Below are 23,267 nucleotides of genomic sequence, written 5' to 3'. Positions count from 1 at the left end.
CGGCTTACCTCGAGTTGCTGGCGCCAACCGGGGATTCCGGCTGGAGCTTCAGGTAGAAGTAGAACAACACCAGCGTGATCACGATCAGCAACGCTGCACCGGCGCTGGCCAGTCCCCAATTGAGGAACGACTGCACCTGCTGAATGATGAACTCCGGCAGCATCATGTTCTGCGCGCCGCCCAGCAGTGCCGGGGTCACGTAGTAACCGAGGGACATCACAAACACCATCAGGCCGCCGGAGAACAGCCCCGGCCGGCACAGCGGCAGGAACACCCGGAAGAAGTTGGTCCAGGGGCTGGCGCCGCAAATCGAACCGGCCTGCAGAATCATCGGGTCGATGGCCTGCATGGTTGCCTGCAACGGCAGCACGATGAACGGGATCATGATGTAACTCATGCCGATCACCACGCCGGTCAGGTTGTGCACCATTTCCAGTGGCTGATCGATGATGCCCATTGCCATCAGCGCTTTGTTGATTACACCGGACGCCTGCAACAGCACCAGCCAGGAATAGGTCCGCGCCAACAGGCTGGTCCACATTGACAGCAGCACAATGTTGAGGACCCAGCGGCCCCAGCCACGAGGCACCAGCGTGATCGCCCACGCCAGCGGAAAGCCCAGCAGCAGGCTGAACAAGGTCACCAGCCCGGCCACCGAGAAGGTGTTGAGCAAGACCCGGGCGTAAGCCGAGTTGGCGAACAGTTGTTCGTAGTTACCCAGGCCCGGTACCGGTTCAAGTACGCCCCGCAGCAATAGACCAATCAGCGGCGCCAGAAAGAACAGGCCGAGAAACAGCAGGGCGGGGATCAGGTTGCTCGAACCGCGCCAGCGCTGTGCCAGTGAAGGAGATTGGTTCATCGCAGCCGCCTTGCCGGGAACCGCCCCGGCAGCGCCAGTGGCGCTCCCGGTCGGCGTGGGTTGACGGGACGCTGTTGCCGTCATTTTCATTTGACCAGCCATTCGTTCCACCGTGTCGCGATGGCCGGACCGTTCTTGGCCCAGTACGCGAAATCAAGAGTGATCTGATCCTTGGCGTAGGCAGTCGGCAGGTTAGGGGCGAGCACCGAATCCAGGCGCGCCACGCTGTCGACGTTGACCGGCGCATAAGCGGTCAGGTTGGAGAAGTCAGCTTGTCCTTTGGCGCTGCTGGCGTTGGCCAAAAACTTCATGGCTGCGGCCTTGTTTTTCGAGCCTTTAGGGATGACCAGAATGTCGGCCATGACCAGGTTCTGTTTCCAGCTCACGCCCACCGGCGCGCCATCTTGTTGCAGGGCGTAGATGCGGCCGTTCCAGAACTGCCCGAGGCTCGCTTCACCCGAGGCCAGCAACTGTTGCGACTGCGCGCCGCCGCCCCACCAGACGATGTCTTTCTTGATGGTGTCGAGTTTCTTGAAGGCGCGATCCAGGTCCAGCGGATACAGCTTGTCGGCGGGTACACCGTCGGCCAGCAGCGCCAGTTCGAGCACGCCGGGGCTTGGCCATTTGTAGAGGGCGCGTTTGCCAGGGTAGGTCTTGGTGTCGAACAGCGCGGACCAATCTTGAGGTTTGCCGGCGCCGAGCTTGTCTTCGTTGTAGCCGAGGACGAACGAGAAGTAGAACGAGCCGACGCCGTGGTCGGAGACAAAGCGCGGGTCGATTTTGTCGCGCTGGATCACCGAGAAGTCGAGGGGTTCGAGCAAGCCTTCAGCTGCCGCGCGCAAGGCGAAGTCCGCTTCGACGTCGACCACGTCCCACTGCACGTTGCCGCTTTCGACCATGGCTTTGAGTTTGCCATAGTCGGTAGGACCATCCTGGACCACGGTGATGCCGCTGGCCTTGCTGAACGGATCGGCCCAGGCCTGCTTCTGTGCATCCTGGGTGCTGCCGCCCCAGCTGACGAAGTTGACGCTTTCAGCCGCCATCAGCGCCTGGCTGGTCATGCTCAACAAGCCCGCAAAAAGCATTGCGGTTACACCTTTGTTCAACACCATTTTTACGCCCTCATTTTGTTGTGTTTGTGAGCGGGCTGTTGATGCCCGCCTATCGGGAGCAGTAGGTCCATCTGGCCTCTAAAGGCGACCGTGCCAAGGGCTGTTGTTGGTGCTTTCCCTGTCGGGGGCCCTTGGTTGGAATGTCCGGTCTATGGAATATCATATTATGGTATTCCAAACTTTGTGCAAGCACTTTGCCTTACCGGCTATCAGCCAAAAGCGGTTTTTTTGCCGTCAGGCCATCCAATAGTGGACTGCGTGGGTAAAGGGGCCAGCCCCGGACTCATTCGGTGAACGGGATGCTCTCGATCACTTCCAGGTCGTAACCGGTCAAGCCTGCGTACTTCAGTGGCGGGCCGAGATGACGCAACTTGCCCACGCCGAGATCCTGCAAAATCTGCGCCCCGGTCCCTACTTCAGAATAGATGCGCGATTGCGAGCGGCTGAACTGTCGTGGCGGCTGAGTGAGTTGTGGAACGCGTTCCAGCAGCGCTTGCGACGACTCATGATTGGCCAGCACGACCACCACGCCACGACCTTCTTCAGCCACCCGTTGCAACGCGGCCCACAACGTCCAGTTGGACGGACCGCTGTACTGCGCACCGACCAGATCACGCAGCGGATCGATCACATGAACCCGCACCAGGGTGGGTTCTTCTCGACGAATGTCACCCATGACCATCGCCATATGCACGCCACCTTCGATGCGGTCCTCAAAGGTGATCAGCCGGAAAGTGCCATGCACCGTCGGCAGTTCGCGTTCACCAATGCGCACCACGGTGTGTTCGGTGCTGAGCCGGTAATGGATCAGATCGGCGATGGTGCCGATCTTGATCCCGTGTTTACGGGCGAACACTTCCAGGTCCGGGCGGCGGGCCATGGTGCCGTCGTCGTTCATTACTTCGACGATGACCGAAGCGGGAGTGAAACCGGCCAGGCGAGCGAGGTCGCAACCGGCTTCGGTGTGGCCGGCACGGGTCAGCACGCCGCCTTCCTTGGCGCGTAGCGGGAAGATATGGCCAGGCTGCACAATGTCCGTGGAACCTGCATTGGCGGCTACGGCGGCGGCAACGGTACGCGCCCGATCGGCGGCGGAAATACCAGTGGTTACGCCCACAGCGGCCTCGATGGATACCGTAAACGCGGTGCTGAACACACTGCCATTGCTCGGCACCATTTGCTCCAGACCCAGGCGCTGGCAGTGCTCGTCGGTCAGGGTCAGGCAAATCAATCCGCGCGCTTCACGAGCCATGAAGCTGATGACCTCTGCGGTGCAGCGGTCGGCGGCGATCAGCAGGTCGCCTTCGTTTTCCCGGTCCTCGTCATCGACCAGCAGCACCATCTTGCCTTGCCGGTAATCTTCGATGATTTCTTCGATGCTGTTGAAGGCCATACTGGAACTCTCAGTGTTTGGTGGGTATATTTATTGGTATACCATAATACGAAATAAACCAAGAGGTCACTATGAAGGCGTACTGGATTGCTCACGTGGATGTCACCGACCCCGATCAATACAGCCAATACACCCAACGCGCTCCGGCGGCGTTCGCTCTATATGGCGGGCGGATGCTGGCCCGGGGCGGGCGCAGCGAAGCGATGGAAGGTCGGCCGACACCGCAACGCAGCGTGGTCATCGAGTTCGATTCTTACGAGCAGGCGCTGAGCTGTTATCACAGCGAGCAATATCAGGAGGCGAAACATCACCGCGAGGGCGTGGCCCGGGCCGAGGTGGTCATTGTCGAGGGGGTGGCACCTTAGGCGATGTCAGCGGATGAAGTGGATCTTGCCGGTATCGTCGTTGCCGATGTAGATGCCGTAGACCCCGGCCTGGCGTTCCTCGATATAGCGTTCGAGGATTTGCCGGATTGCCGGGTAATAGATGCTGTCCCAGGGAATGTCCTCGGGTGCGAAGAATTTGTAGTCCAGGGTTTCCGGGCCGTATTGGCCGGTGATTTCCAGCGCGATAGCGCGGAAGATGATGTACACCTCGCTGATCTTCGGCACGCTGAAGATCGAGTAGGGCGAGAGAATTTCCGCGCGCACGCCGCTCTCTTCCCAGACTTCGCGCAGCGCCGCCTGCTCGGTGGTCTCGCCGCCTTCCATGAAGCCTGCCGGCAGCGTCCAGGTGCCCGGACGCGGCGGGATCGCGCGTTGGCACAACAGGTACTTGCCGTCCTGCTCGATGATGCAGCCGGCGATGATTTTCGGATTGATGTAATGGATGTAGCCGCAACCACGGCACATCAGACGCTCGTGCGTATCGCCCGGTGGCAACTGGTGACCGAGGTCACCGCCGCCGCACCTTGGACAAAAGCTCGGGCTGAACATGGTTAGCGACCTATGCGAGGTTCTTTGAGCGCGATGGGCAGGGTGATATCGGGGATTTTTCCGGTCTCTTCCTGTTTGCGCTTGAGGTAATCGAGTGCGACGGTTGCGGCGGCGCGCACGTGGTCGACGCAAGCCTGGTGGGCGGCCAGCGGGTCACCGCTTTTGATCGCTTCGACCATGCGTTCCATTTCCTGATTGCTCACGCCACGGCGATTTTCCTGGGACACCGAAGTCGCCCGCAGGTAGCTGATCCGTGCCTGCAACTGACGCAGTTGAGTGGCCGCCACATGATTGCCGGAGCCTTCGAGCAGGACGTCGTAGAAACCTTGAACCGAATCGATCACCTGTTGCAATTCACCTTCCTTGAGGGCCTTGCGGTTTTCCTCGAGGGCTTTTTCCAGGGCCTTGATGTCCTTGGCCTTGGCACGCAGGGTAAACAGCTGGACGATCAGGCCTTCGAGCACGCAACGCAGCTCGTAGATATCCACTGCATCGGCCAGGGTGATGATCGCGACCCGTGGGCCCTTGGCGTCGGCAAACTCAACCAGACCTTCGGACTCCAGGTGACGCAAGGCTTCGCGTACGGACGTGCGGCTGACGCCCAGGCGATCGCACAGATCGCGTTCGACCAGACGATCTCCCGGCAAGAGCTGGAAGTTCATGATGGCGCTTCGAAGTTTATCCAGCACGATTTCGCGCAGGGTAACGGGGTTGCGATTGACCTTGAAGCTGTCGTCGAGTGGCAGGCGTTTCATGGGGTCCGCTCTGAGTGTGGCTGTCCATGCAAAAAGAGCACTTCGATCCAGGATCATCGTGCTCAGGTCATCAAAACAGCCAAGGGTTAACTGGAGGCCTCGGCATCGGCTTCGGCGAAGGCTTCACGGGCGAGCCGAAAACTGTCTACGGCAGCGGGAACACCGCAATAAATACCGACCTGAAGCAGAATTTCGCGTATTTGTTCACGACTCAGCCCGTTACGCAAGGCGCCGCGTACATGCAGCTTGAGTTCGTGAGGCCGATTGAGGGCCGAAATCATCGCCAAGTTTATCATGCTGCGCTCTTTAAGCGACAAACCCTCACGGCCCCAGACGTGGCCCCAGCAGTACTCGGTGACCATCTCCTGAAGAGGCCGGGTGAAGTCGTCGGCGTTCTCGATGGAGCGGTTCACATAGGCTGCGCCCAACACCTGGGTGCGAATTTTCAGGCCTTTTTCATATTTTTCATTGCTCATCGCTGTGCGCTCCCAAAATCGTCGAGCCCGCCCATCAAGGTGTATTTGAGCTCCAGATAATCTTCGATGCCGTACTTGGACCCTTCACGGCCCAGCCCCGAGGATTTGATCCCGCCAAAGGGTGCGACTTCGGTAGAAATCAGCCCTTCATTGATCCCGACCATGCCGTATTCCAGTGCTTCACTCATGCGCCAGGCTCGGCCAAGATCGCGGGTGTAGCAGTACGCCGCGAGGCCGAATTCGGTGTCATTGGCCAAGTGCACGGCCTCGGCTTCGGTGTCGAAGCGGAACACTGCAGCCAGCGGGCCGAAGGTTTCCTCTTGAGCGACTTTCATGTCACCGGTCACGCCGGCCAGCACGGTTGGCTGGAAGAAGCCGTGTCCCAGTGCATGGCGTTCGCCGCCGCAAAGCAGTTGCGCGCCTTGGGAGAGGGCGTCCTGAACGTGGTCTTCGACTTTGGCCACCGCGCGTTCGTTAATCAGCGGGCCTTGGGTGACACCTGCCTCGAAACCACTGCCAACGTTCAGTTGTGTGCCACGCGCTCGGCCAGTCGCGTGGCAAAAGCATCATGAATGCCGCTCTGCACCAGGAAGCGATTGGCACAGACACAGGTTTGCCCGGCATTGCGGAACTTGGCGATCAGCGCGCCTTCCACGGCACGCTCCAGATCAGCATCGTCGAACACGATGAAGGGCGCGTTGCCCCCCAATTCCAGCGAGACTTTTTTCAGCGTTGGCGCGCACTGCGCCATGAGCAGTTTGCCGATGGCGGTGGAGCCGGTGAACGACAGTTTGCGCACCAGCAGGCTGGCGGTCAGCTCACCGCCGATGGCCACGGCGTCACCTGTGATCACATTAAAAATGCCCGGTGGAATCCCGGCCTGTTCCGCCAACGCGGCCATGGCCAGCGCCGAGAACGGGGTTTCCGGTGCCGGTTTGACGATGCATGGGCAGCCGGCCGCCAGCGCCGGGCCGGCCTTGCGGGTGATCATCGCCGCCGGGAAATTCCACGGGGTGATGGCCGCGACCACGCCGATCGGTTCCTTGCTGACCACAATGCGCGCATCGCCTTTGTGGCTGGGAATGGTGTCGCCGTAGATGCGCTTGGCTTCTTCGGCGAACCACTCGATGAAACTCGCGGCGTAGAGGATTTCACCCTTGGCTTCGGCCAGGGGCTTGCCTTGTTCCAGAGTGAGGATTTCCGCCAGGGCATCGGCGTGCTCCAGCATCAGTGCGTGCCAGCGCTTTAGCGTCTGGCTGCGTTCCTTGGCGGTCAGTGCGCGCCAGGCCGGCCAGGCTTTGTTGGCGGCGGCGATGGCCTGACGAGCTTCTGCGGCGCCAAGGTTGGGCACCTGGCCGATTTTTTCGCCGGTGGCCGGGTTGAAAATGTCCTGACAGGCGCCATCGGGCGCATCCAGCCATTGGCCGTCGATATAGGCCTGCTGGCGGAACAGTTGCAAGGCTGCTGGGCTCATGCCGGCTCCCATAATAGATGTAAAAAAGGGCCGCACCGGGGGGGTAGACGCAGCCCAAATGTAGACGTCAGGCCAGGGTGGGCAGCGGGCCCAGCTTGCCTTTGTGATAGATCATCGGCGTGACCGGTTGCTCGGGCAGAATCAGGTTCTTCACCGCGCCGACGATGATCGCGTGATCGCCGCCGTCGTATTCACGCCACAGTTCGCACTCGATGATCGCCGTGGCTTTGCGCAGCAGCGGGTTGCCCAGCTCGCTGAGGTGCCAGTCGATGCCTTTGGCCTTGTCCTTGCCTTTCCCTGCAAACGCATAGGCTTCGGCAGTCTGGTCGGCGGACAGCAGATGAATCGCGAATTGCTGGCTGTCACGAAGGATCGGATACGTGTCGGAGGCGTAGTTGGGGCAAAACAGCACCAGTGCCGGATCAATCGACAGTGCACTGAAGGCGCTGGCGGTGATGCCGACGATGCCACCGTCCGGGTCCAGGGTTGTGACCACCGTGACCCCGGAAGGGAACGAGCTCATGACGTCTTTGTAAATGCCGGGTTCGATCATGGAGGGGGTCTCCTAGCGCATCACGAAGGGATCAGGCATAGGTGCCTGAGAGAGGTTGATCCACACCGTTTTCAGCTCGGTGTAGGCCAGCACCGAATCGATGCCGCTCTCGCGTCCATAACCGCTGTTCTTGAAGCCGCCGATCGGCGCCATGGCCGAGACAGCACGGTAGGTGTTGACCCAGATAATGCCCGAGCGAACGTCCCGGGCCAGGCGATGGGCACGCCCCAGGTCGCGGGTCCAGATACCGGCGGCGAGACCGAACTGCGAGTCGTTGGCAATCGCCAGCGCTTCGGCTTCATCTTTGAAACGGATGACCGAGGCCACTGGACCGAAGACTTCCTCCTGCATGATCTTCATCGAATTGCGGTCGCATTCGAACAGGGTTGGCTCATAGAACCAGCCATCCCCCAGGTTCTCTGGACGCTTGCCGCCCAGGCGCAGACGCGCCCCCTCGGCGACGGCATCGGCTACCAAGCCTTCGACCACGGCCAGTTGTTGCGCAGTGGCCATCGGGCCCATTTCACTACTGTCTTCCTGCGGGTTGCCGATGCGGATGCGCTTGGCGCGTTCGACCAGACGATCGACGAACTCATCGTAGATTTCGTCCTGCACCAACAACCGCGAACCGGAAACGCAGCTCTGGCCTGATGCCGCATAGATCCCGGCAATCGCACCATTGATCGCGCTGTCGAGGTCAGCGTCGGCAAAGATAATGTTCGGTGATTTGCCGCCCAGTTCCAGCGACAGCTTGGCGAAGTTCTCGGCGCTGCTGCGCACCACATGCCGGGCCGTGGCAGCGCCGCCGGTGAAGGCGATCTTGCGCACCAGCGGATGGCGGGTGAGGGCTGCGCCGGTGCTCGGGCCGTAACCGGTGACGACGTTGACCACGCCCGGCGGGATGCCGGCTTCCAGCGCCAGGCGAGCCAGCTCGAGAATGGTTGCCGAGGCGTGCTCGGACGGTTTGATCACAATGGTGTTGCCTGCCGCCAGCGCCGGCGCCAGTTTGATTGCCGTCAGGTACAGCGGGCTGTTCCAGGGAATGATCGCCGCGACCACACCCATGGCTTCATGCACCGTGTAAGCAAACAGATCAGGCTTGTCGAGGGGCAGGGTGCCGCCTTCGAGCTTGTCGGCCAGGCCCGCGGTGTAGTGGAAGAACTCCGGCAGGTAGCCGACCTGACCGCGGGTTTCGCGAATCAGCTTGCCGTTGTCGCGGCTTTCCAGCTGCGCCAGTTGCTCCTTGTTTTCAGCGATCAGGTCACCGAGGCGGCGCAGCAGTTTGCCCCGCGCGGTGGCGGTGAGGCCACGCCAGGCCGGGCTGTCGAAAGCCGTCTGCGCAGACTGCACGGCGCGCTCGACATCGGCTTCGTCGGCATCGGGCAATTCAGCCCAGGCTTGAGCCAGGGCCGGGTTCAGGCTTTCAAAAGTCTTGCCGGAGAGGGCATCGACCCATTCACCGCCGATGCACATCTGGAAGCGTGCGAGTGTCATGCAACGATCCCCTTTATTTGGTTTTGTCGGGCGTTTGCCGTGTCGAGAAACTCCAGCAACAACTGGTTGACCAGACGCGGCGATTCTACGGGCATCATATGCCGCTGCTCGGCGAGCACGGCAACTGTTGCGCCGGGAATGCGTGCGGCCAATTGCTCGGCCATTTCCGGCGTCGAGCCCGGGTCCAGTTCACCGGTGGCGATCAGTGTCGGCACCTGAATGCGACCCAAGTCGTCAGCGCGGTACATGTCCTGGGTCGCGAACAGCTCATAAGTGGTCAGGTAACCCTGCGGATCGTTACCCGCCAAGGTCTGGCGTAGCGCGGCGATCTGTGCCGGGTTGGCCGCCTGGTATTCGCGGCTGAACCAGCGCGACAGCGCCGCTTCGGCGTTGGCGTTCGGACCATGTTCGGCTGCCTGAGCGGTGCGGGCGATGACACCGGCGCGTTGCTCGGGGCTGCGGTTGAAGACGCTGTTGAGCACCACCAGGCCTTGCAAGCGTTGCGGGTAATGCAAGGCAAACGCCCGCGCCACCAGCCCGCCCATGGAAAAACCGATCACGGTTGCCTGAGGCAGTTGCAGGTGATCGAGCAGTTCCAGCAACTGGTCGGCATAGCCCAGTAGAGGCGTGCCGCTTTCCGGGCGCGGGCTGGCGCCATGGCCAAGCATGTCGTAGGCAATCACACGGTACTTCGTGGCCAGGCCAACGACCTGGCCGCCCCACATTTCTTTGTTCAGGCCCACGCCGTGGATCAAAACCACGGGCTGGCCTTGGCCGGTCGCCAGGTAACTGGTGCCAGCCGGGGTGCGTTCAGCGGTGAGCCGAATCATGGAGCGCTCCTGCATGCCTTTTTGTTGTTCTTACCGACATTGATTATTGGGCGTTTTCAGCAGCCAGTTCTTCGAGATCGATGTAACGGTTGCCGATGCGTGGGTGCAGGCGGCCGCCATCGGCGCAACCCAGAACCACCACGATTTCGTCGGCACGCGGTGCATCTTCGATCTGCATTTCCAGGGTGATGTAGTGCGAACGCAGGCCTTCGTCGTCCTTGTGCATCATCGGGATCTGGATCGAGGTGCCTGGGCCGCCGCGCTTGTTGGTAAAGCTGAGGTAGCTCTTGGCTTTGACCGCTTCGCGGTAATGGTTGCCGAAGCGCAGGGTATGGATGACGGCGGAGGCGTGTTCGATTTCACCGTCGGCGCCCACTACAGCGGCCTTGCCATAAGCCTCGATCTTCTCGGCGCCGCCGATGATGCCCACCAGACGCTCGACCATCAGCGCACCGAGGTCGGAGCAGTTGGCGCGAATTTCCGGCTTCAGGTCTTCGACAAAGCCGCGACCCAGCCAAGGGTTTTTCATCACGACGGCCAGTCCGACCATGGTCACGGGCTTGTCGGCAGCCTTGCCGCCTTCGATAAAGGTTTCTTCGACATAGCTGACGATCTTGCGGATTTCGAAACTCATGAGCTGCTCCGTGTAGGGTAAGAGTGTCTGTGCGTCTGATGGTATACCATAATACCGGAAGCACAAGTCCCTGAAACGGGTTTCTGGTTGGAAGGCGATAAAAGGGGGATGGCTACTGCGATGGTTGCTCTGAGTTCATCGCTTGCAGCAGGATTGGTTCTATTCGTGGCAAGGTAGGCGTTGATCACGCTGGACGCACCACTCTGACCTTCGTATGGGGTTGGTTGTCGGGCGTAACTGGAGGAGGGGAATATTGCTACGTCGAGTTGGGTGTGTTGCAGTGCTTTTACTGCCTTACTCCAGTGCTGCACTGACTCGCTTGATCTCCCCTTCGAGCTGGGAGGGGCTGACCGCACATGGCCGCTCTCTGCCGGTGGGACCTTTTAACTAGATGTTCAGATCTGATGCACGGTGCAGATACCATCTATAATTACGTAAAACGGGCGCTTTCAGGCGCCCGTCGTTTCATCAGCTTTTGACCTGCGCCTGAAGCCGTCGACCAATCACCCCCAGCAAATCACACCCATCACGCAACGGAATCACCAAAAGTTGCGCAAGGTCCGAAAGCACCACTGTGTCGCTGGCGATCTCGGATCGGAACGCGATGTTTTCCAGTACTTGAGTTGCCACGCGGATCCGGTAATCAGCGGTTGCGTGCAAGACGTCCAGCGGGGCTTGAGTATCAATGAGGAGGGAAGCAGGGGTGAAGTCGATGCCGGTGATGGGGATGTATCTTTGCATGGGATTGCTCCGATCAGGTTAAAGGGCTGATCCGATCCACAGGTCGCCAAACCTGATCGCCATTCTGGGGCGACGGAATGACTATAGGTTTCCCCGCGCTCGACGGACAAGGCACCGGGGTCCGAGAGCTTTGTAGGAATCGCGATAGTTTTTTGCCAGAGATGGCCTACAGACAGAGGGGCAGTCGAATCTATCGACACTGGACAGCTGCCCTAGGGAAATTTACTGTCGCGAGCGGCATGGAACTATCGGGCCAGTACTGTGATTAAAGGAGAGGGTTATGGAGAAATGGACGCTGCACTGGCTGGAGGCCTCGGGGAGCCTGGCCGAGTTTCGCCGCGAGCTGACTGACGAATTTGATGCCGCGTACGAGACCCTTGCTCGCCTGATGCCCCCGCCGAGGCTCGATGTTCTGATTCAGAGGCTACCAGGCGAAACCATTCCGGAAATGGGTCTGGTAGGGCGGGCGTATCGAAGTTCCATGTTTTCCATGACCCTTGATCCCGATAATCCCAATTTCCTTTCCAGCCTACGCACCGGTGCGTTGCGTCGACATGTTATTCATGAGGTTCATCATTGCCTGCGCATGGGCGGTCCTGGCTATGGTTGGACTTTGGGCGAGGCTCTGGTCAGCGAAGGGCTTGCCGGTCAATTTGTTCGGCATTTGCTCGGTAGCGATCCGGAGCCTTGGGAATGTGCCATTGAGTTCGCGGATCTTTCAAATTCACCGGTTGGACTCCAGGGCCTCGAATCAAGGTATTACGATCACAACGAGTGGTTCTTTGGTTTCGGCGACAAGCCCAGATGGCTCGGTTACTCGTTGGGTTATCAAATGGCCGGACGCTGGCTTGCGTCGAGGGGCGAGGTTGATGTGTCAACCTGGGTCAACGTACCAGCAACAGACATCATGGCCATTGCGCTGGAGGAAGGTTTGGTGTCGGCCGAGTCTTGAACGCCTTCCGCAACCGTTCAATCACCTGGCTGATCGAAGGCCCTTGGATTGCCGGCGGCGTAGGGCTCTCGCTGAATTCACGCCAAACGAACAACGTCAACTCTGCGCCATCGGTCAACGTTTGGGCATTCTCTTGGGTACCAAACGTCTCCAGCAGCCTGTACCGCGCATCTTTCCAAAACAGTTCCTCGACCCAGTCGTAAACCGGGATGAAATGGAAGTGGATGGGGTAGCGGGGATCGTGGCCGAATCGGCTGATATAAAGCCATTTTGGGTTCAGTTGTGTTTCGAGAGTGTGCTGGATGTTTGCCATCAGACCACCCAGCTCTGCGAGCGCAGCGTCCGGCAATTGTGCCAATGAGTTTACGTGAGCTTTGGAACCGAGCATGAGGTAGCCGGGCAGGGCGGATGCCAAGTGATGGTTGACGATCCAATGGGTGGTTTCATGGAGGATGAACTGTGGTGCTAATTCCAAAATAGACTCCCAGTCAGCGTTCGGTTTGGGCTTACATGCGACTAAAGCTTACATCTCGGTTTATCAGTCGATCACCTACAACCATCTTGGGACTGCTTCGCCGTCCGGCGGGGCGGTGCGACGATTCACTAAATCCCCTTGCCACAATGGAAGGGCGGCGCGGCTAGCCTTCGAACTCCGTTTTCAGCATCGCCAAAAACGCCTCTCTGGCAGGATGCCGACCGGCGTTTTCGTGCCAGTAAAAAAGGTTATCGATCCCCGTCAGCTCGGGGAATTCATATCCTGTCCAGCCAGCGCCCTGGTGGTATTGCTCATAGATCCCCCGAGGCACCAGCGAGACACCTGCACCAGCGCTGACGCAGCCGACGATGGCGCCATAGCTGGCGATGCTGATGATCGGCTGCGTTTGCTCATGGCGTAACAACCATTGCTCCAGCGCCAAGCGGTACGGACACCCTGTGGACCACATGAAGATCGCCTTGCCTCGCAAATCTGCCGCGCTGCGCAGTGGGCCGTGGGACTCGGAGGCAATGAGCACCAGGTCTTCGCGGTACATCACGGCTCGCTTGAGTCCAGGTCGCTCTATGTCCACCGCTACGATCACGCCATCGAGCCGATGATGCTGGACATCGTCCAGCAACTGAGCCCAGGTGCCCGTGCTCAGTTCCAGGGATACTTGCCGGTACTGCGCGTGGTATTTGGCCAGCAACTGGGGCAGACGCCCCGTGGCGCTGGACTCGATCGCGCCAATGCGCAACGGGCCGCTCGGTGCGCTGTCAGGGGCTACTGCGCGGCGGGCCTCTTCCGTCAGGCTCAGTATTTTTGTCGCGTACTCCAGAAACACTTCGCCCGCCGGGCTGACCCGCAGCCCGCGACCTTCGCGGAAGAACAACGGTGTGCCGAGTTCCCGTTCCAGGGACTTGAGGCGCGCAGTGATGTTGGACGGCACGCAGTGCAGCACTTCAGCGGCACGGGCGATGCTGCCGGTGTCGCAGACCGTCTTGAGCATGCGCAGTTGGGACAGTTCCATAGCTCACCCAAAGTGAATGGTGGGCTGAGTTTAAGTCACTTGTGCTGAGGTTGGGTGGTTTCGATACTTTGAGATAAATCGGCCAGACGCTCAGTGGGGCAAGAACTCTAAATGGAAACGCGTTGTGTGTCGTTCGACGACTCCTCCAGCAAACCCGGTGCGAGAATTATCCTGGCGACGCTGTTTGTGATTTTTTGCTGGGCCTATTCTCCGATCGGCATTCGCATTGGCTTGCAGGCTTACGAACCGGGTCAGTTGGCGTTGATGCGGTTTCTCATTGCTTCAGTGTTCATGGTCCTTGTGGCGATGGTGAAGGGGATTTCCTGGCCGCGTTTCAGGGATTTGCCATTGCTGGCGGTGTTGGGGTTCTTCGCCGTCAGCCTGCACCACATCGCCCTCAATTATGGTCAGCGGGGCGTCAGCGCCGGGGCGGCCAGTGTGCTGGCCCAGTCCACGCCTTTGTTCAGTACATTACTGGCGCATTTTGTCTTCAAGGACAAGGTCAGCGGTTGGCAATGGGGTTGTGTACTGTGCGGTTTGCTTGGCGCTGGCGTGGTCGTCACGGGTGATCGTGGCTTGGGTGACATGGACGCGCATGGGCTATTGATCCTGTTGGCGGCGCTGTCCTGGAGTCTGTATTTCTCTTTGCACAAGCGCCATTGCTATCGCTACGACGGGCTGACGATGGTTTGTTACACCGTCTGGTCGGGCACAATCGTGTTGTTCATTTTTGCACCAGGGATGTTGAGCGCGGCGCGACATGCTTCGGCTTCGGTGAATCTGGCGGTATTGATTCTCGGTATTTTTCCCAGTGCGTTGGCATACCTCGCATGGGCTTACGTGCTGGCGCATAGCAATGTAAGCCGCGCTTCCATGGCGCTTTACCTGATACCGCCCACTGCGATGTTGATGGCCTCTTTGGTGCTGGCCGAGCGCCCGTCAGCGATGGTCATTGTTGGGGCGATTATCGTGTTGACAAGCGTGCTGGCGTTGAACCTTGAGCCCGCGAACGGGGCAAAAGCCAGCTGATTCTGTAGTGGTTGTAGGCAATGACGTCGGATGTTGTCGCCACACGGGCCGTCATTGAACAGCGTCTTACGACCAATGATCACTTTGGGATAAATCGAGGAAGTTTCTGACAACTTTTTAGGGTTGGCCTTGGGAAGCACCGCACTTACGATCTGGCGTTGTCGCTGCGCTCGGTGTGGAATCCGGCACGCTCAGCTTCATTTTATATCGTGAGGACAGATCGATGCCTGAAACCTTATACGCAAAGGCTGACAAACGGAGTTTTCGCTGTGACGACATTTGGCGCTATGATTGCGTCAAATGTCGCACTGAGGTCAACGTTATGTCCGAAGCCAAACAAGCAGACAAACCCGCCGTCAAATCCACGGCGAAAACAGGGGCGGGGACGAGAGTAACGGACATCGCCAGAAAGCCAACGGAGGTGCTGCTGCATGGCCGCAAAGGTGATGAGCGCTTGCTGATCATCCGGTACACGCAAGAGGGTTTTTACCTGAGCGACGTCAAGGACATGCTTTCCACGTCCGCTCTGTACATGGAGCACGACCTGGTTCAGCGCATTACTGGGAGGTCCGTCAGAACCGTCCAGCGTCTGGCGAAGGAGACCAAGCCGATACGCCTGAACCAGCAGCAGAGTACGGTGGCCTTTCAGTATGCCCAGACCCTGGAGCACGCTACCAATGTCTTTGGTAGCCAGCCGTTGGCTGAGGACTGGCTGAAGAAACCCTGCAAATACCTGGACGGTTATGTGCCATTGGAGCTAATCGACAATTCACTGGGTTTTCAGGTGGTGGAGGATTACCTGACCCGGATTGAGCACGGGGTTTATCAATGAATCCTCTGCCCTGGGACGGACGGTGGCACGCCTGGCGCCTTGACCGCGAGGTCTACAAGCAGACGTGGGACAGCGGCATTGGCGCGCAACGAACCGGTGGGCGTTGGAATCCCCCCGGTCGGCGGGTCATCTATGCTTCGGCTGACCCGTCTACGGCCATTCTGGAAGTTGCGGCCCATCTGGGGTTCGACGCGTTAGACCGGGTGCCTTACCTACTGACATGTTTTGAAGTGCTGGATCCGGCGCTTATCAAAGTGGTTCAGGCCGAAGACGTGCCGAACCCGAACTGGCTTGTTCCGGCTCGACCCTCGCCTAACCAGCAGCAGTTTGCTGAAGAGCTGCTGGAGCAGCATCCCTTCGTGCTGATTCCATCGGCGGTGACTCAGCATTCCTGGAATCTGCTGGTGAGCTGCGATTTGGCGGCGGATCGGTTCAGGCTTGTTTCCCAGGAGCGGTTCGGACTGGATACCCGATTGGTTAAGTGAGCATGCGCGTTCCCATCGACTGTGCAAAGCATCCTGCGGCTCCAAGTACCTTGTGCGCTGATCCGCTTTTTCTTGCGACACCTGCCCCTGTAACAATCTCGACCCCCACCCCAGAATACCGTCGCGGTTCGCCTCTCAGGCGGGCCGTGTGCTGCAAACTTTTCTATCAGGTGTGCTCATGACGAAGATGGCGATTTTTTTGGGTGGGTTCTTGGCGTTGACGCTTTTGATTGGCGTACTGGCAACGATTTCCCCGGTGTAGACACAAGCTCGCAGACAAGGCGGCCCTGTAGCAAAGGAATGCTTCAGCGGAATACTGAAGCCAACCCGATCGCTTTTTGTGGCGAGGGGATTTATCCCCGTTGTGGGAGCAAAGCTTGCTCCCACAATGAGTTCTGTGTGGATCGGGGAGCAGTCCTCAGCGCCTACCGATGCAAAATCACCTGCGCAATTTCATGCAACCCCATCACCCGTTGTGCGGCGTTGAGTTTGATGGCTTCCTTGGGCATGCCGAAGACCACGCAGCTGGCTTCGTCCTGGGCCACGGTGCTGCTGCCGGCGTCGAGCATTTCTTTCAGGCCACGGGCGCCGTCGTCGCCCATGCCGGTCATGATGATGCCGGTGGCGTTGCGGCCGGCGAATTTGGCCACTGAGCGAAACAGCACGTCCACCGATGGGCGGTGGCGATTGACCAGGGGGCCGTCCACCACTTGTACGTGATAGAACGCGCCGCTGCGGGTCACCATCATGTGTTTGCCGCCTGGGGCAATGAGGGCCAGGCCCGGGTGGATACGATCGTTGTTGCGAGCTTCGCGCACTTCGATCTGGCACAGGCTGTCGAGCCGGGCGGCAAACGAGGCGGTGAATTTTTCCGGCATGTGCTGGACGATGACGATCCCTGGGCACACTCGTGGCAAGGCAGTCAGCACTGCTTCCAGGGCTTGGGTGCCACCGGTGGAAGTGCCGAGGGCGACGATGCGTTCGGTGGTCTGGGCCATGGCGTGGCCGTTGGCGGCCGGCAGCATGGCGTCAGCGGTGAGTTTGGTGGCTGGGGTCAGTGGGGCCGGGGCAGGGCGCCGGCCCAGGTTTCTGACGTTGACCTGGGCGGCGGCGCGGATGGCCGATATCAACTCCGGTGCCGATTCCAACAGGAAATTCTTCAGGCCGCTGGTCGGCTTGGTGATGATTTCCACCGCACCGGCGGCCATGGCTTGCAAGGTGGTTTCGGCGCCCCTGGGCGTCAGGGACGAGCAGATCACCACCGGCGTGGGACGCTCGCTCATGATTTTTTTCAGGAAGGTGATGCCATCCATGCGCGGCATTTCCACGTCCAGCACGATCACGTCGGGCCATTCCTTGGCCAGTTTGTCCATGGCGAAAATCGGATCGGACGCCGCGCCCATCACATGAATGTCCGGCGTGTCGCTGAGGATCGCCAGCAGTACCTGGCGAACCACGGCAGAGTCATCCACCAACAGTACATTTATCTTTTTTGACATGGTTAATGCCGGGTCCTTATCGGTTGATGCCTGACCCACACGTCGCCGCTGCACAGGTCAAAGATGATACTTCGGTAGCCGGTGCTGCCCATGTCCTGGGCGATCAGGTCCAGGCGGTAGAGGGCGGCCATTTCCAGCGCTGCGTTGACGTTCATGCGCGCCACGTCGCCGAACGGCACCTGGCGTTGCAGCTCCGGGAACATTTCGCCGCCGCCGAACAGCTTGAGCTGGTAATCCTCGGGTTCGGTGCGATGGGCCTTCGCCTGGCGGACGAACAGTTCGATGGCTTCGTCGGCGTACATGCCGTTCAGCGCCGTCGAGCAGCGCGCCCGGCTGGGCAACATGTAATGGCACATGCCGCCGATCTTGCGCTCCGGGTGCCACAGGGTGACGGCCACGCAAGAGCCGAGAATGGTGCGCAGGCGAGTCGGACTCGTGGCGAAACGAAACTCGCCTGGTGCCAGATACACCTCGGGCACTTGCATCAGCGCGGCGCTCATGGCTTGCGATAAATCGAAGGCGCCACCAGTTTCAACGCATCGGATACGCCGTTGAGGCTTTCGGAGTGGCTCACGATGAAATACCCGCCGGACTTGAGCCGCGGGAGCAATCGGGCGACCACTTTGCTTTTGGTGGGCTGGTCGAAATAGATCATCACGTTGCGCAGGAAGATGACATCGAACTCCCCCAGCTCCGGCAAGGTGTCGTTGAGGTTGACCTGGATGAAGTTGACCCGGCTGCGTAACGCCCGGTCGATGAGGAATGTGCCTTGCTGGCTGCCGGTGCCCTTCAGGCAATATTTCACCAGCAACGGTTGGGGCAGGGTACGGGCGCGTTCCATGGGGTAATGTCCGGAGCGGGCCTTGGCCAGTACCTGGCTGCTGATGTCTGAACCGATGATCTCCCAGGGTGTGGTGCCCAGTCCTTCGGCGAGGGTCATGGCCAGGCTGTAGGGCTCTTCACCCGAGGAACTGGCCGCGCTCCACAGACGAAAGGTTTTACCTGGCGTTGCATGGGGCAGCACATGCTGGCGCAGGAAATCAAAGTGCTTGGGTTCGCGGAAAAAGTAGGTTTCGTTGGTGGTAAGCAGGTCCAGCGCCACCTGCAGTTCCTCGGTGCGCTGGCCGCTCATGATCAGCTTGAAATACTCGCCATAACTGCCCAGTTCATAGTGCTTGAGGCGCTTGAACAAACGTCCGGCCACCAGGGCCTTCTTGGCCGGTGACAGGTTGATGCCCGCGGCCTGGTACAGCCAGGCTTGAAACTGGCTGAACTCACGGTCATTGAGCGCCAATGAGTTCACAGTGCGTTCCTTGCAGGTGTCCGTGTTCATTGGCTTTCAGCTTCCAACGCGGCAGGGCTGGCCTGGGCCAACTGCGACATTTCATCGATGGACAGCACCCGGTCCACCTCCAGTACGATCACGAACTTGCCGTCGACCTTGGCCATGCCGCTGATGAAATCGGCGCGGATCTTCGCCCCGAAACTCGGTGGCGGTTCGATCTGCGAAGCCGGAATCTCCAGCACCGCCGACACGGTGTCCACCAGCAGGCCAATGTCCTGGGCGGGTCCGTCCTCGGTGTTGGCCTCAATGATCACCACGCACGAACGCCGGGTGATCGCCGAGTTCTGTCGGCCGAACCGGGCCGACAGGTCCACCACCGGCACGACCGCGCCGCGCAGGTTGATCACCCCGCGTACGAAGGTCGGCATCATCGGCACCACCGTCAGGTTGCCGTACTCGATGATCTCCTTGATGCACAGGATGCCGATGGCAAACATCTCCGTGCCGAGCATAAACGTCAGGTATTGCGCTTCTTCCTCAACCGCGATGGCGGCTTGACGTGTGGTCGCGATGGCGCCCATGCCTTTTCTCCTTTTAAGCAAGCCTGTAGGGTCGGACCGTCAGAATCGGGTGAACTCGGATTCGTCTGGCGCGCTGGCCATGGTGTAGGCAAACGCCTTGGGCATCACCGTCGCGGGGGCACGGACGGTCTTGCGACTGGACGGGCCGGGCGTGTTGTCCACCTTCAGCGGCTGGTTGGCCGATTTGGCCGGCGCGTCCAGGGTGAAGAAGCTCATGGCCTGTTGCAGTTGTTCGGCCTGGCTGCTCATCTCTTCAGCAGTGGCGGCCAGCTCTTCGCTGCTGGAAGCGTTCTGCTGGGTCACCTGGTTGAGTTGGGTCATGGCGGTGTTGATCTGCGCCACACCGGCGGCCTGTTCTTCGGAAGCGGCGCTGATTTCCTGCACCAGGTCCGAGGTCTTGTTGATAGACGGGACCATTTCGTTGAGCAGATGCCCGGCCTTCTCGGCCATGTCGACGCTGCTGGACGACAGCTCGCCGATCTCCTGGGCCGCCACCTGGCTGCGTTCAGCCAGTTTGCGTACCTCGGCGGCGACCACAGCGAAGCCTTTGCCATGTTCACCGGCGCGGGCCGCTTCGATTGCAGCGTTGAGCGCCAGCAGGTTGGTCTGGTAGGCGATGTCGTCGATGATGCTGATGCGCTGGGCGATTTTTTTCATCGCCACCACGGTCTGCTGCACCGATTCACCGCCGTCGGTGGCTTCCTTGGCGGCCTTGCTGGCCATGCCGTCGGTGACCTTGGCGTTCTCGGTGTTCTGGTTGATGCTGGCGCTCATCTGCTCGATGGAGGCGCTGGTTTCTTCGACGCTGGCCGCCTGTTCGCTGGTGGCTTGGCTCATGGATTGCGCGGTGGCGCTGACTTCTTCGGAGGCGCTGGCCAGGTTGTCGGCGGCGTTGCGCACTTCACCGATGATGTGGGACAGCTTGCCCACCATATTTTGCATAGCGTTGAGCACCATGCCGGTTTCGTCCTTGGAGCCGCTTTCGATTTTCGCGTTCAGGTTGCCTTCGGCCAGTTGCCCGGCTACCAAGGCCGCCTGCTTCAGGGGACGGGAAATGATCCGGGAAATGAACAGTGCCAGGCCCAGGCCTACCAGTAGGGTGGCAATCAGCACGGCAATGATCGACAGGCGCGCCTCCTCGTACAGCTCCGTACCATGGGCGCTGGCCACGTCGGCCCCGGCGGCATTGAGCTCGACCAATTTCTGCAGGTCGGCGGTCACCAGGTCGAAATGACGTTTGGACTCACCCTTGAGCAGTTCCTGGGCTTGGCCGGTCAGGTTCTGCCGCGACAGCGCGAACAGGTCCTTGCTAACAGCCAGGTACGCGGCCCAGTCACTGCGGGTGGTGTCGAACAGCTGGCGATCTTCGGCACTGGAGATCAGTTTTTCATAGGTCGCCAGGCGCGTTTCGAAACCCTGTTTGGCTTCGTCCGCTTCTTGCTCGATGCCAGTGCGCTCCTGCTCGGAGTCGGCGGAAATGTGGCGATTTTCCTTGAGGCGATAGTTCGCCGCGTAGAAGCGCATGCCCGAGGCGGCGCGCATCGAAGACATCCAGTTCTCGCGGATATCGATGGTTGTGCCGTTGACCTCGTTGAGTTGGATAATCGAGAACACCCCCATGACGGCGGTCAACGCGAGCACCACCAAAAACGAGGTGATCAGTTTGGTGGCGATTCTAAGATCGTAGAACCATTTCATCGGGAAGTACCTCTCCATGGAATTGCTAAAGCGTCAGCGAGCAGTGGCTTGTTGTGATTGAGTCGAGGTGTAGCGGTTGTCTATTTGGGCGATCTGGGTGAGCAGCGCCGGCACGTCGAGAATCAAGGCCACGGCGCCGCTGCCCAGGATGGTCGAGCCGCTGATCCCGCGCAGCGCGCCGAACAGCTTGCCCAGGGGTTTGATCACGGTCTGGAATTCACCCAGCAGGTCATCCACCACCAGCCCGGCCTTGAGTTCGGCGTAGCGCACCACCACCACGTTCTGCCGACGCGAGGCCGGGCCTTCGTGGTTGAAGTGGTCGCGCAGGTACACCAGCGGCAGCACTTCGCCGCGCAGGTCGAGGTAGCCTTGTTCGCGGCTGCAAACCCCGTCGTCCTCGCTCAGCTCGATGCATTCCTGGACCATGTCCAGGGGAATGACGTACGTGGACTGGCCGATGCCCACCAGAAAGCCATTGATGATCGCCAGCGTCAGCGGCAGGCGGATACGCACCACGGTGCCCTGGCCCGGCTGGCTGTCCAGGTCGACAGTGCCGCGTAGCAGGGTAATGTTGCGCTTGACCACATCCATGCCCACGCCACGCCCGGAAAGGTTGGTGACGGCCTGGGCGGTGGAGAAACCAGGCTCGAAGATCAGGTTGTAGATTTCCTGGTCGGTGGGGCTGGCGCCGGGGGCGACCAGGCCACGTTCCTGGGCTTTTTCCAGGATCCGGTCACGGTTCAGGCCGGCGCCGTCGTCGGCGATTTCCAGCACGATGCTGCCCGAGTCGTGGTAGGCATTGAGGTGCAGATGACCTTTGACCGGTTTACCGGCCGCCAGCCGCGCCTCGGCGGTTTCGATGCCGTGGTCCATGGCGTTGCGCAACAGGTGCATGAGCGGGTCGCCGATTTTTTCCACCACGGTTTTATCCAGCTCGGTTTCCGCACCGCTGATGATCAGGTCGATGTCCTTGCCCAGTTCCTGGCTGACATCGCGCACCACCCGGCGGAACCGGTTGAAGGTCTCACCGATGGGGATCATGCGCAGACGCAAGGCACCGTCGAGAATTTCTTCCACCAGCCCGGACACCGTTGAGGTCGATTCCTGCAACGAGTCGTCGTTGCAGTTGCGGGCTAGCAGGCTGGCGCCGGCGCTGGCGATGACCAGCTCGCCCACCAGGTTGATCAACTCGTCGAGCTTGTCGGCGTTGACTCGCACATAGGTGCCATCCCGGGCTTTGCCGTCGCTGGTCGCCGGTTGCTTGTCGGCCGTGACTTGAGCGGGCATGCGCGGTGCTGAACGCTGGTCTGGCATCAGGTCGCCGGTGGTGACCATTGCCGTGTTGGGGTCAGCCTGCTCCTGGGTGGTTGCAACCAACCCGGTGTTCATCGGCGGCGCAGGGTCATCCATGGCGACGATCTGGATCTGGCAATCTTCCCGCACGAAATCGAAGACTTCGTTGATCGCCCCGTGGCCGGCGGCCGAACGAAACTCAATGTCGAACCCCAGGTAGCAGGACTCGGCATCCCAGGTTTCGGCCGAGGGCATTGCGTCGGTCAGCGTGGTGATGTGGATGATCTCTCCGAGGGTTTGCAGGTAACGCAGGAATGACAGCGGGTCCATGCCGTTGCGGAACACCTCTGGACCGAAGTGCAGGGAAATGTGCCAGAGGCGCGCTTCGGCGGACGCCTGTGTCTCGCTTGCTTCGGCGGGTTTCGGGGCTTCGGCAGGCGAGGGCGCCTGGTATTCCTGAAGGATCTGACACAGCTCTATTTCCCGGGCCAGCGCCGGGGGCGCCAGTGTCGCGCCCTGGTTGGCCACCACATTGATCAGCTCCAGCATGTGATCACTGGACTTGAGCAACACGGCGATCAAGCCGGCGTCCACTTCGACGCTGCCGTTGCGTAACCGATCGAGCACGTCTTCGACGATGTGGGTGAAACTGACGATGGGTTCCAGGCCGAACAGCCCGGCCGAGCCTTTGATCGTATGGGCCGCCCGGAAGATCGCGCCGATGGCATCATCGTCAGCGGGGTCGCTTTCCAGTTGCAGCAGGGACTCTTCCATTGCCTGCAACTGTTCTCGTGCCTCGACGATGAACGTTTGTTGTGCCTGATCGAGATTGATGCTCACGCTCATATCCTT

At 60.1% G+C, this 23,267-nt stretch carries 24 protein-coding genes and 1 pseudogene; 5 read left to right on the top strand and 20 right to left on the bottom strand.

The window, feature by feature from the left end; genetic code table 11:
• Positions 1-4: 4 nt before the first annotated feature.
• From PSH57_RS17055 to ribBA, 3 genes are all read right to left on the bottom strand, one after another.
• Positions 5-949, bottom strand: a complete 945-nt coding sequence (locus tag PSH57_RS17055) for an ABC transporter permease (protein ID WP_305384337.1) — start codon at positions 947-949, stop codon at positions 5-7.
• Positions 946-1,971, bottom strand: a complete 1,026-nt coding sequence (locus PSH57_RS17050; protein WP_305415941.1) for an ABC transporter substrate-binding protein — start codon at positions 1,969-1,971, stop codon at positions 946-948. The genes PSH57_RS17055 and PSH57_RS17050 overlap by 4 nt, the downstream gene beginning before the upstream one ends.
• 283 nt (positions 1,972-2,254) lie before the next feature.
• Complete coding sequence (gene ribBA, locus PSH57_RS17045) at positions 2,255-3,364, bottom strand: bifunctional 3,4-dihydroxy-2-butanone-4-phosphate synthase/GTP cyclohydrolase II (RefSeq protein WP_305384334.1); 1,110 nt, start codon at positions 3,362-3,364, stop codon at positions 2,255-2,257.
• Positions 3,365-3,435: 71 nt separating this feature from the next.
• Between ribBA and PSH57_RS17040 the strand changes: the two genes are divergently transcribed.
• Entirely contained in the window at positions 3,436-3,729 is a 294-nt protein-coding gene (locus tag PSH57_RS17040) for a DUF1330 domain-containing protein (RefSeq protein ID WP_305384332.1), read from the top strand.
• Positions 3,730-3,735: 6 nt separating this feature from the next.
• Here the strand turns inward: PSH57_RS17040 and PSH57_RS17035 are convergent, their stop codons facing one another.
• From PSH57_RS17035 to PSH57_RS16995, 9 genes and pseudogenes are all read right to left on the bottom strand, one after another.
• Entirely contained in the window at positions 3,736-4,299 is a 564-nt protein-coding gene (locus PSH57_RS17035; protein WP_305384331.1) for an NUDIX hydrolase, read from the bottom strand.
• A 2-nt stretch (positions 4,300-4,301) separates the two neighbouring features.
• On the bottom strand, positions 4,302-5,054 hold the full coding sequence (locus PSH57_RS17030; RefSeq protein WP_305384330.1) for a GntR family transcriptional regulator: 753 nt from the start codon (positions 5,052-5,054) through the stop codon (positions 4,302-4,304).
• Between the two features lie 86 nt (positions 5,055-5,140).
• Entirely contained in the window at positions 5,141-5,530 is a 390-nt protein-coding gene (locus tag PSH57_RS17025) for a carboxymuconolactone decarboxylase family protein (RefSeq protein ID WP_305384328.1), read from the bottom strand.
• Positions 5,527-7,004 (bottom strand): annotated as a pseudogene (locus PSH57_RS17020) (NAD-dependent succinate-semialdehyde dehydrogenase). Before PSH57_RS17020 ends, PSH57_RS17025 begins: the two are co-directional and overlap by 4 nt.
• 67 nt (positions 7,005-7,071) lie before the next feature.
• Entirely contained in the window at positions 7,072-7,557 is a 486-nt protein-coding gene (locus tag PSH57_RS17015; RefSeq protein ID WP_305384325.1) for a flavin reductase family protein, read from the bottom strand.
• Between the two features lie 12 nt (positions 7,558-7,569).
• On the bottom strand, positions 7,570-9,051 hold the full coding sequence (locus PSH57_RS17010; RefSeq protein ID WP_305384323.1) for an aldehyde dehydrogenase: 1,482 nt from the start codon (positions 9,049-9,051) through the stop codon (positions 7,570-7,572).
• The gene (locus PSH57_RS17005; RefSeq protein WP_305384322.1) at positions 9,048-9,881 is read right to left on the bottom strand and encodes an alpha/beta fold hydrolase; all 834 of its coding nucleotides are present in this window, start codon (positions 9,879-9,881) and stop codon (positions 9,048-9,050) included. Before PSH57_RS17005 ends, PSH57_RS17010 begins: the two co-directional genes overlap by 4 nt.
• Positions 9,882-9,924: 43 nt before the next feature.
• The gene (locus PSH57_RS17000) at positions 9,925-10,515 is read right to left on the bottom strand and encodes an amino acid synthesis family protein (protein WP_018927718.1); all 591 of its coding nucleotides are present in this window, start codon (positions 10,513-10,515) and stop codon (positions 9,925-9,927) included.
• A 468-nt stretch (positions 10,516-10,983) separates the two neighbouring features.
• A complete protein-coding gene (locus tag PSH57_RS16995; protein WP_305384319.1) occupies positions 10,984-11,256 on the bottom strand; it encodes a hypothetical protein in 273 nt (90 codons plus the stop codon).
• A gap of 280 nt (positions 11,257-11,536) precedes the next feature.
• Here PSH57_RS16995 and PSH57_RS16990 point away from each other — a divergent pair, with 280 nt between their 5' ends.
• Positions 11,537-12,208, top strand: coding sequence for a DUF2268 domain-containing putative Zn-dependent protease (locus tag PSH57_RS16990; protein WP_305384318.1), 672 nt, complete (start codon positions 11,537-11,539; stop codon positions 12,206-12,208).
• On the opposite strand, the gene PSH57_RS16985 is transcribed toward PSH57_RS16990, so the two are convergent.
• Together PSH57_RS16985 and PSH57_RS16980 are read right to left on the bottom strand one after the other, a co-directional pair.
• Positions 12,162-12,683, bottom strand: a complete 522-nt coding sequence (locus PSH57_RS16985; RefSeq protein WP_305384317.1) for an HIT family protein — start codon at positions 12,681-12,683, stop codon at positions 12,162-12,164. The genes PSH57_RS16990 and PSH57_RS16985 overlap by 47 nt on opposite strands.
• A 163-nt stretch (positions 12,684-12,846) precedes the next feature.
• Positions 12,847-13,713 carry a LysR family transcriptional regulator gene (locus tag PSH57_RS16980; RefSeq protein ID WP_305444692.1) on the bottom strand — a complete coding sequence of 289 codons (867 nt, stop codon included), beginning with the start codon at positions 13,711-13,713 and terminating at the stop codon, positions 12,847-12,849.
• A 111-nt stretch (positions 13,714-13,824) separates the two neighbouring features.
• Between PSH57_RS16980 and PSH57_RS16975 the strand changes: the two genes are divergently transcribed.
• The 3 genes from PSH57_RS16975 (at position 13,825) to PSH57_RS16965 (ending at position 16,059) form a co-directional block, all read left to right on the top strand.
• Entirely contained in the window at positions 13,825-14,742 is a 918-nt protein-coding gene (locus tag PSH57_RS16975; protein WP_305384316.1) for a DMT family transporter, read from the top strand.
• A gap of 322 nt (positions 14,743-15,064) precedes the next feature.
• Positions 15,065-15,574: an antitoxin Xre/MbcA/ParS toxin-binding domain-containing protein gene (locus tag PSH57_RS16970; protein ID WP_305384315.1), complete on the top strand. Its 510-nt coding sequence runs from the start codon at positions 15,065-15,067 to the stop codon at positions 15,572-15,574.
• Positions 15,571-16,059: an RES family NAD+ phosphorylase gene (locus PSH57_RS16965; RefSeq protein ID WP_305384313.1), complete on the top strand. Its 489-nt coding sequence runs from the start codon at positions 15,571-15,573 to the stop codon at positions 16,057-16,059. The genes PSH57_RS16970 and PSH57_RS16965 overlap by 4 nt, the downstream gene beginning before the upstream one ends.
• A 425-nt stretch (positions 16,060-16,484) precedes the next feature.
• Here PSH57_RS16965 and PSH57_RS16960 read toward each other — a convergent pair whose 3' ends face one another.
• From PSH57_RS16960 to PSH57_RS16935, 6 genes are read right to left on the bottom strand one after another with little or no spacing between them, the layout of a single operon-like run.
• Positions 16,485-17,558, bottom strand: a complete 1,074-nt coding sequence (locus PSH57_RS16960; protein ID WP_256229065.1) for a protein-glutamate methylesterase/protein-glutamine glutaminase — start codon at positions 17,556-17,558, stop codon at positions 16,485-16,487.
• A gap of 2 nt (positions 17,559-17,560) precedes the next feature.
• Positions 17,561-18,058 (bottom strand): chemoreceptor glutamine deamidase CheD, encoded by a 498-nt coding sequence (gene cheD / locus PSH57_RS16955; protein WP_305415939.1) that lies wholly within the window; start codon positions 18,056-18,058, stop codon positions 17,561-17,563.
• Positions 18,055-18,891 carry a CheR family methyltransferase gene (locus tag PSH57_RS16950; RefSeq protein ID WP_305384311.1) on the bottom strand — a complete coding sequence of 279 codons (837 nt, stop codon included), beginning with the start codon at positions 18,889-18,891 and terminating at the stop codon, positions 18,055-18,057. Before PSH57_RS16950 ends, cheD begins: the two co-directional genes overlap by 4 nt.
• The gene (locus tag PSH57_RS16945; RefSeq protein ID WP_305384310.1) at positions 18,888-19,424 is read right to left on the bottom strand and encodes a chemotaxis protein CheW; all 537 of its coding nucleotides are present in this window, start codon (positions 19,422-19,424) and stop codon (positions 18,888-18,890) included. The genes PSH57_RS16950 and PSH57_RS16945 overlap by 4 nt, the downstream gene beginning before the upstream one ends.
• A 39-nt stretch (positions 19,425-19,463) precedes the next feature.
• Positions 19,464-21,122, bottom strand: a complete 1,659-nt coding sequence (locus PSH57_RS16940) for a methyl-accepting chemotaxis protein (RefSeq protein WP_305384309.1) — start codon at positions 21,120-21,122, stop codon at positions 19,464-19,466.
• Between the two features lie 33 nt (positions 21,123-21,155).
• Positions 21,156-23,255, bottom strand: coding sequence for a chemotaxis protein CheA (locus tag PSH57_RS16935; RefSeq protein WP_305384307.1), 2,100 nt, complete (start codon positions 23,253-23,255; stop codon positions 21,156-21,158).
• Between the last annotated feature and the right edge of the window lie 12 nt (positions 23,256-23,267).

This window comes from Pseudomonas hefeiensis (assembly GCF_030687835.1).
GTDB lineage: Bacteria > Pseudomonadota > Gammaproteobacteria > Pseudomonadales > Pseudomonadaceae > Aquipseudomonas > Aquipseudomonas hefeiensis.
Note: the sequence above shows the minus strand (reverse complement) of the source record. Positions and strands in the feature narration are given on the sequence as shown.

Coding starts and splice junctions, on each gene's coding strand:
- PSH57_RS17055 (WP_305384337.1), bottom strand. CDS start 949: ATGAAAATGACGGCAACAGCGTCCCGTCAACCCACGCCGACCGGGAGC.
- PSH57_RS17050 (WP_305415941.1), bottom strand. CDS start 1,971: ATGGTGTTGAACAAAGGTGTAACCGCAATGCTTTTTGCGGGCTTGTTG.
- ribBA (WP_305384334.1), bottom strand. CDS start 3,364: ATGGCCTTCAACAGCATCGAAGAAATCATCGAAGATTACCGGCAAGGC.
- PSH57_RS17040 (WP_305384332.1), top strand. CDS start 3,436: ATGAAGGCGTACTGGATTGCTCACGTGGATGTCACCGACCCCGATCAA.
- PSH57_RS17035 (WP_305384331.1), bottom strand. CDS start 4,299: ATGTTCAGCCCGAGCTTTTGTCCAAGGTGCGGCGGCGGTGACCTCGGT.
- PSH57_RS17030 (WP_305384330.1), bottom strand. CDS start 5,054: ATGAAACGCCTGCCACTCGACGACAGCTTCAAGGTCAATCGCAACCCC.
- PSH57_RS17025 (WP_305384328.1), bottom strand. CDS start 5,530: ATGAGCAATGAAAAATATGAAAAAGGCCTGAAAATTCGCACCCAGGTG.
- PSH57_RS17015 (WP_305384325.1), bottom strand. CDS start 7,557: ATGATCGAACCCGGCATTTACAAAGACGTCATGAGCTCGTTCCCTTCC.
- PSH57_RS17010 (WP_305384323.1), bottom strand. CDS start 9,051: ATGACACTCGCACGCTTCCAGATGTGCATCGGCGGTGAATGGGTCGAT.
- PSH57_RS17005 (WP_305384322.1), bottom strand. CDS start 9,881: ATGATTCGGCTCACCGCTGAACGCACCCCGGCTGGCACCAGTTACCTG.
- PSH57_RS17000 (WP_018927718.1), bottom strand. CDS start 10,515: ATGAGTTTCGAAATCCGCAAGATCGTCAGCTATGTCGAAGAAACCTTT.
- PSH57_RS16995 (WP_305384319.1), bottom strand. CDS start 11,256: ATGCAAAGATACATCCCCATCACCGGCATCGACTTCACCCCTGCTTCC.
- PSH57_RS16990 (WP_305384318.1), top strand. CDS start 11,537: ATGGAGAAATGGACGCTGCACTGGCTGGAGGCCTCGGGGAGCCTGGCC.
- PSH57_RS16980 (WP_305444692.1), bottom strand. CDS start 13,713: ATGGAACTGTCCCAACTGCGCATGCTCAAGACGGTCTGCGACACCGGC.
- PSH57_RS16975 (WP_305384316.1), top strand. CDS start 13,825: ATGGAAACGCGTTGTGTGTCGTTCGACGACTCCTCCAGCAAACCCGGT.
- PSH57_RS16970 (WP_305384315.1), top strand. CDS start 15,065: ATGTCCGAAGCCAAACAAGCAGACAAACCCGCCGTCAAATCCACGGCG.
- PSH57_RS16965 (WP_305384313.1), top strand. CDS start 15,571: ATGAATCCTCTGCCCTGGGACGGACGGTGGCACGCCTGGCGCCTTGAC.
- PSH57_RS16960 (WP_256229065.1), bottom strand. CDS start 17,558: ATGTCAAAAAAGATAAATGTACTGTTGGTGGATGACTCTGCCGTGGTT.
- cheD (WP_305415939.1), bottom strand. CDS start 18,058: ATGAGCGCCGCGCTGATGCAAGTGCCCGAGGTGTATCTGGCACCAGGC.
- PSH57_RS16950 (WP_305384311.1), bottom strand. CDS start 18,891: ATGAACACGGACACCTGCAAGGAACGCACTGTGAACTCATTGGCGCTC.
- PSH57_RS16945 (WP_305384310.1), bottom strand. CDS start 19,424: ATGGGCGCCATCGCGACCACACGTCAAGCCGCCATCGCGGTTGAGGAA.
- PSH57_RS16940 (WP_305384309.1), bottom strand. CDS start 21,122: ATGAAATGGTTCTACGATCTTAGAATCGCCACCAAACTGATCACCTCG.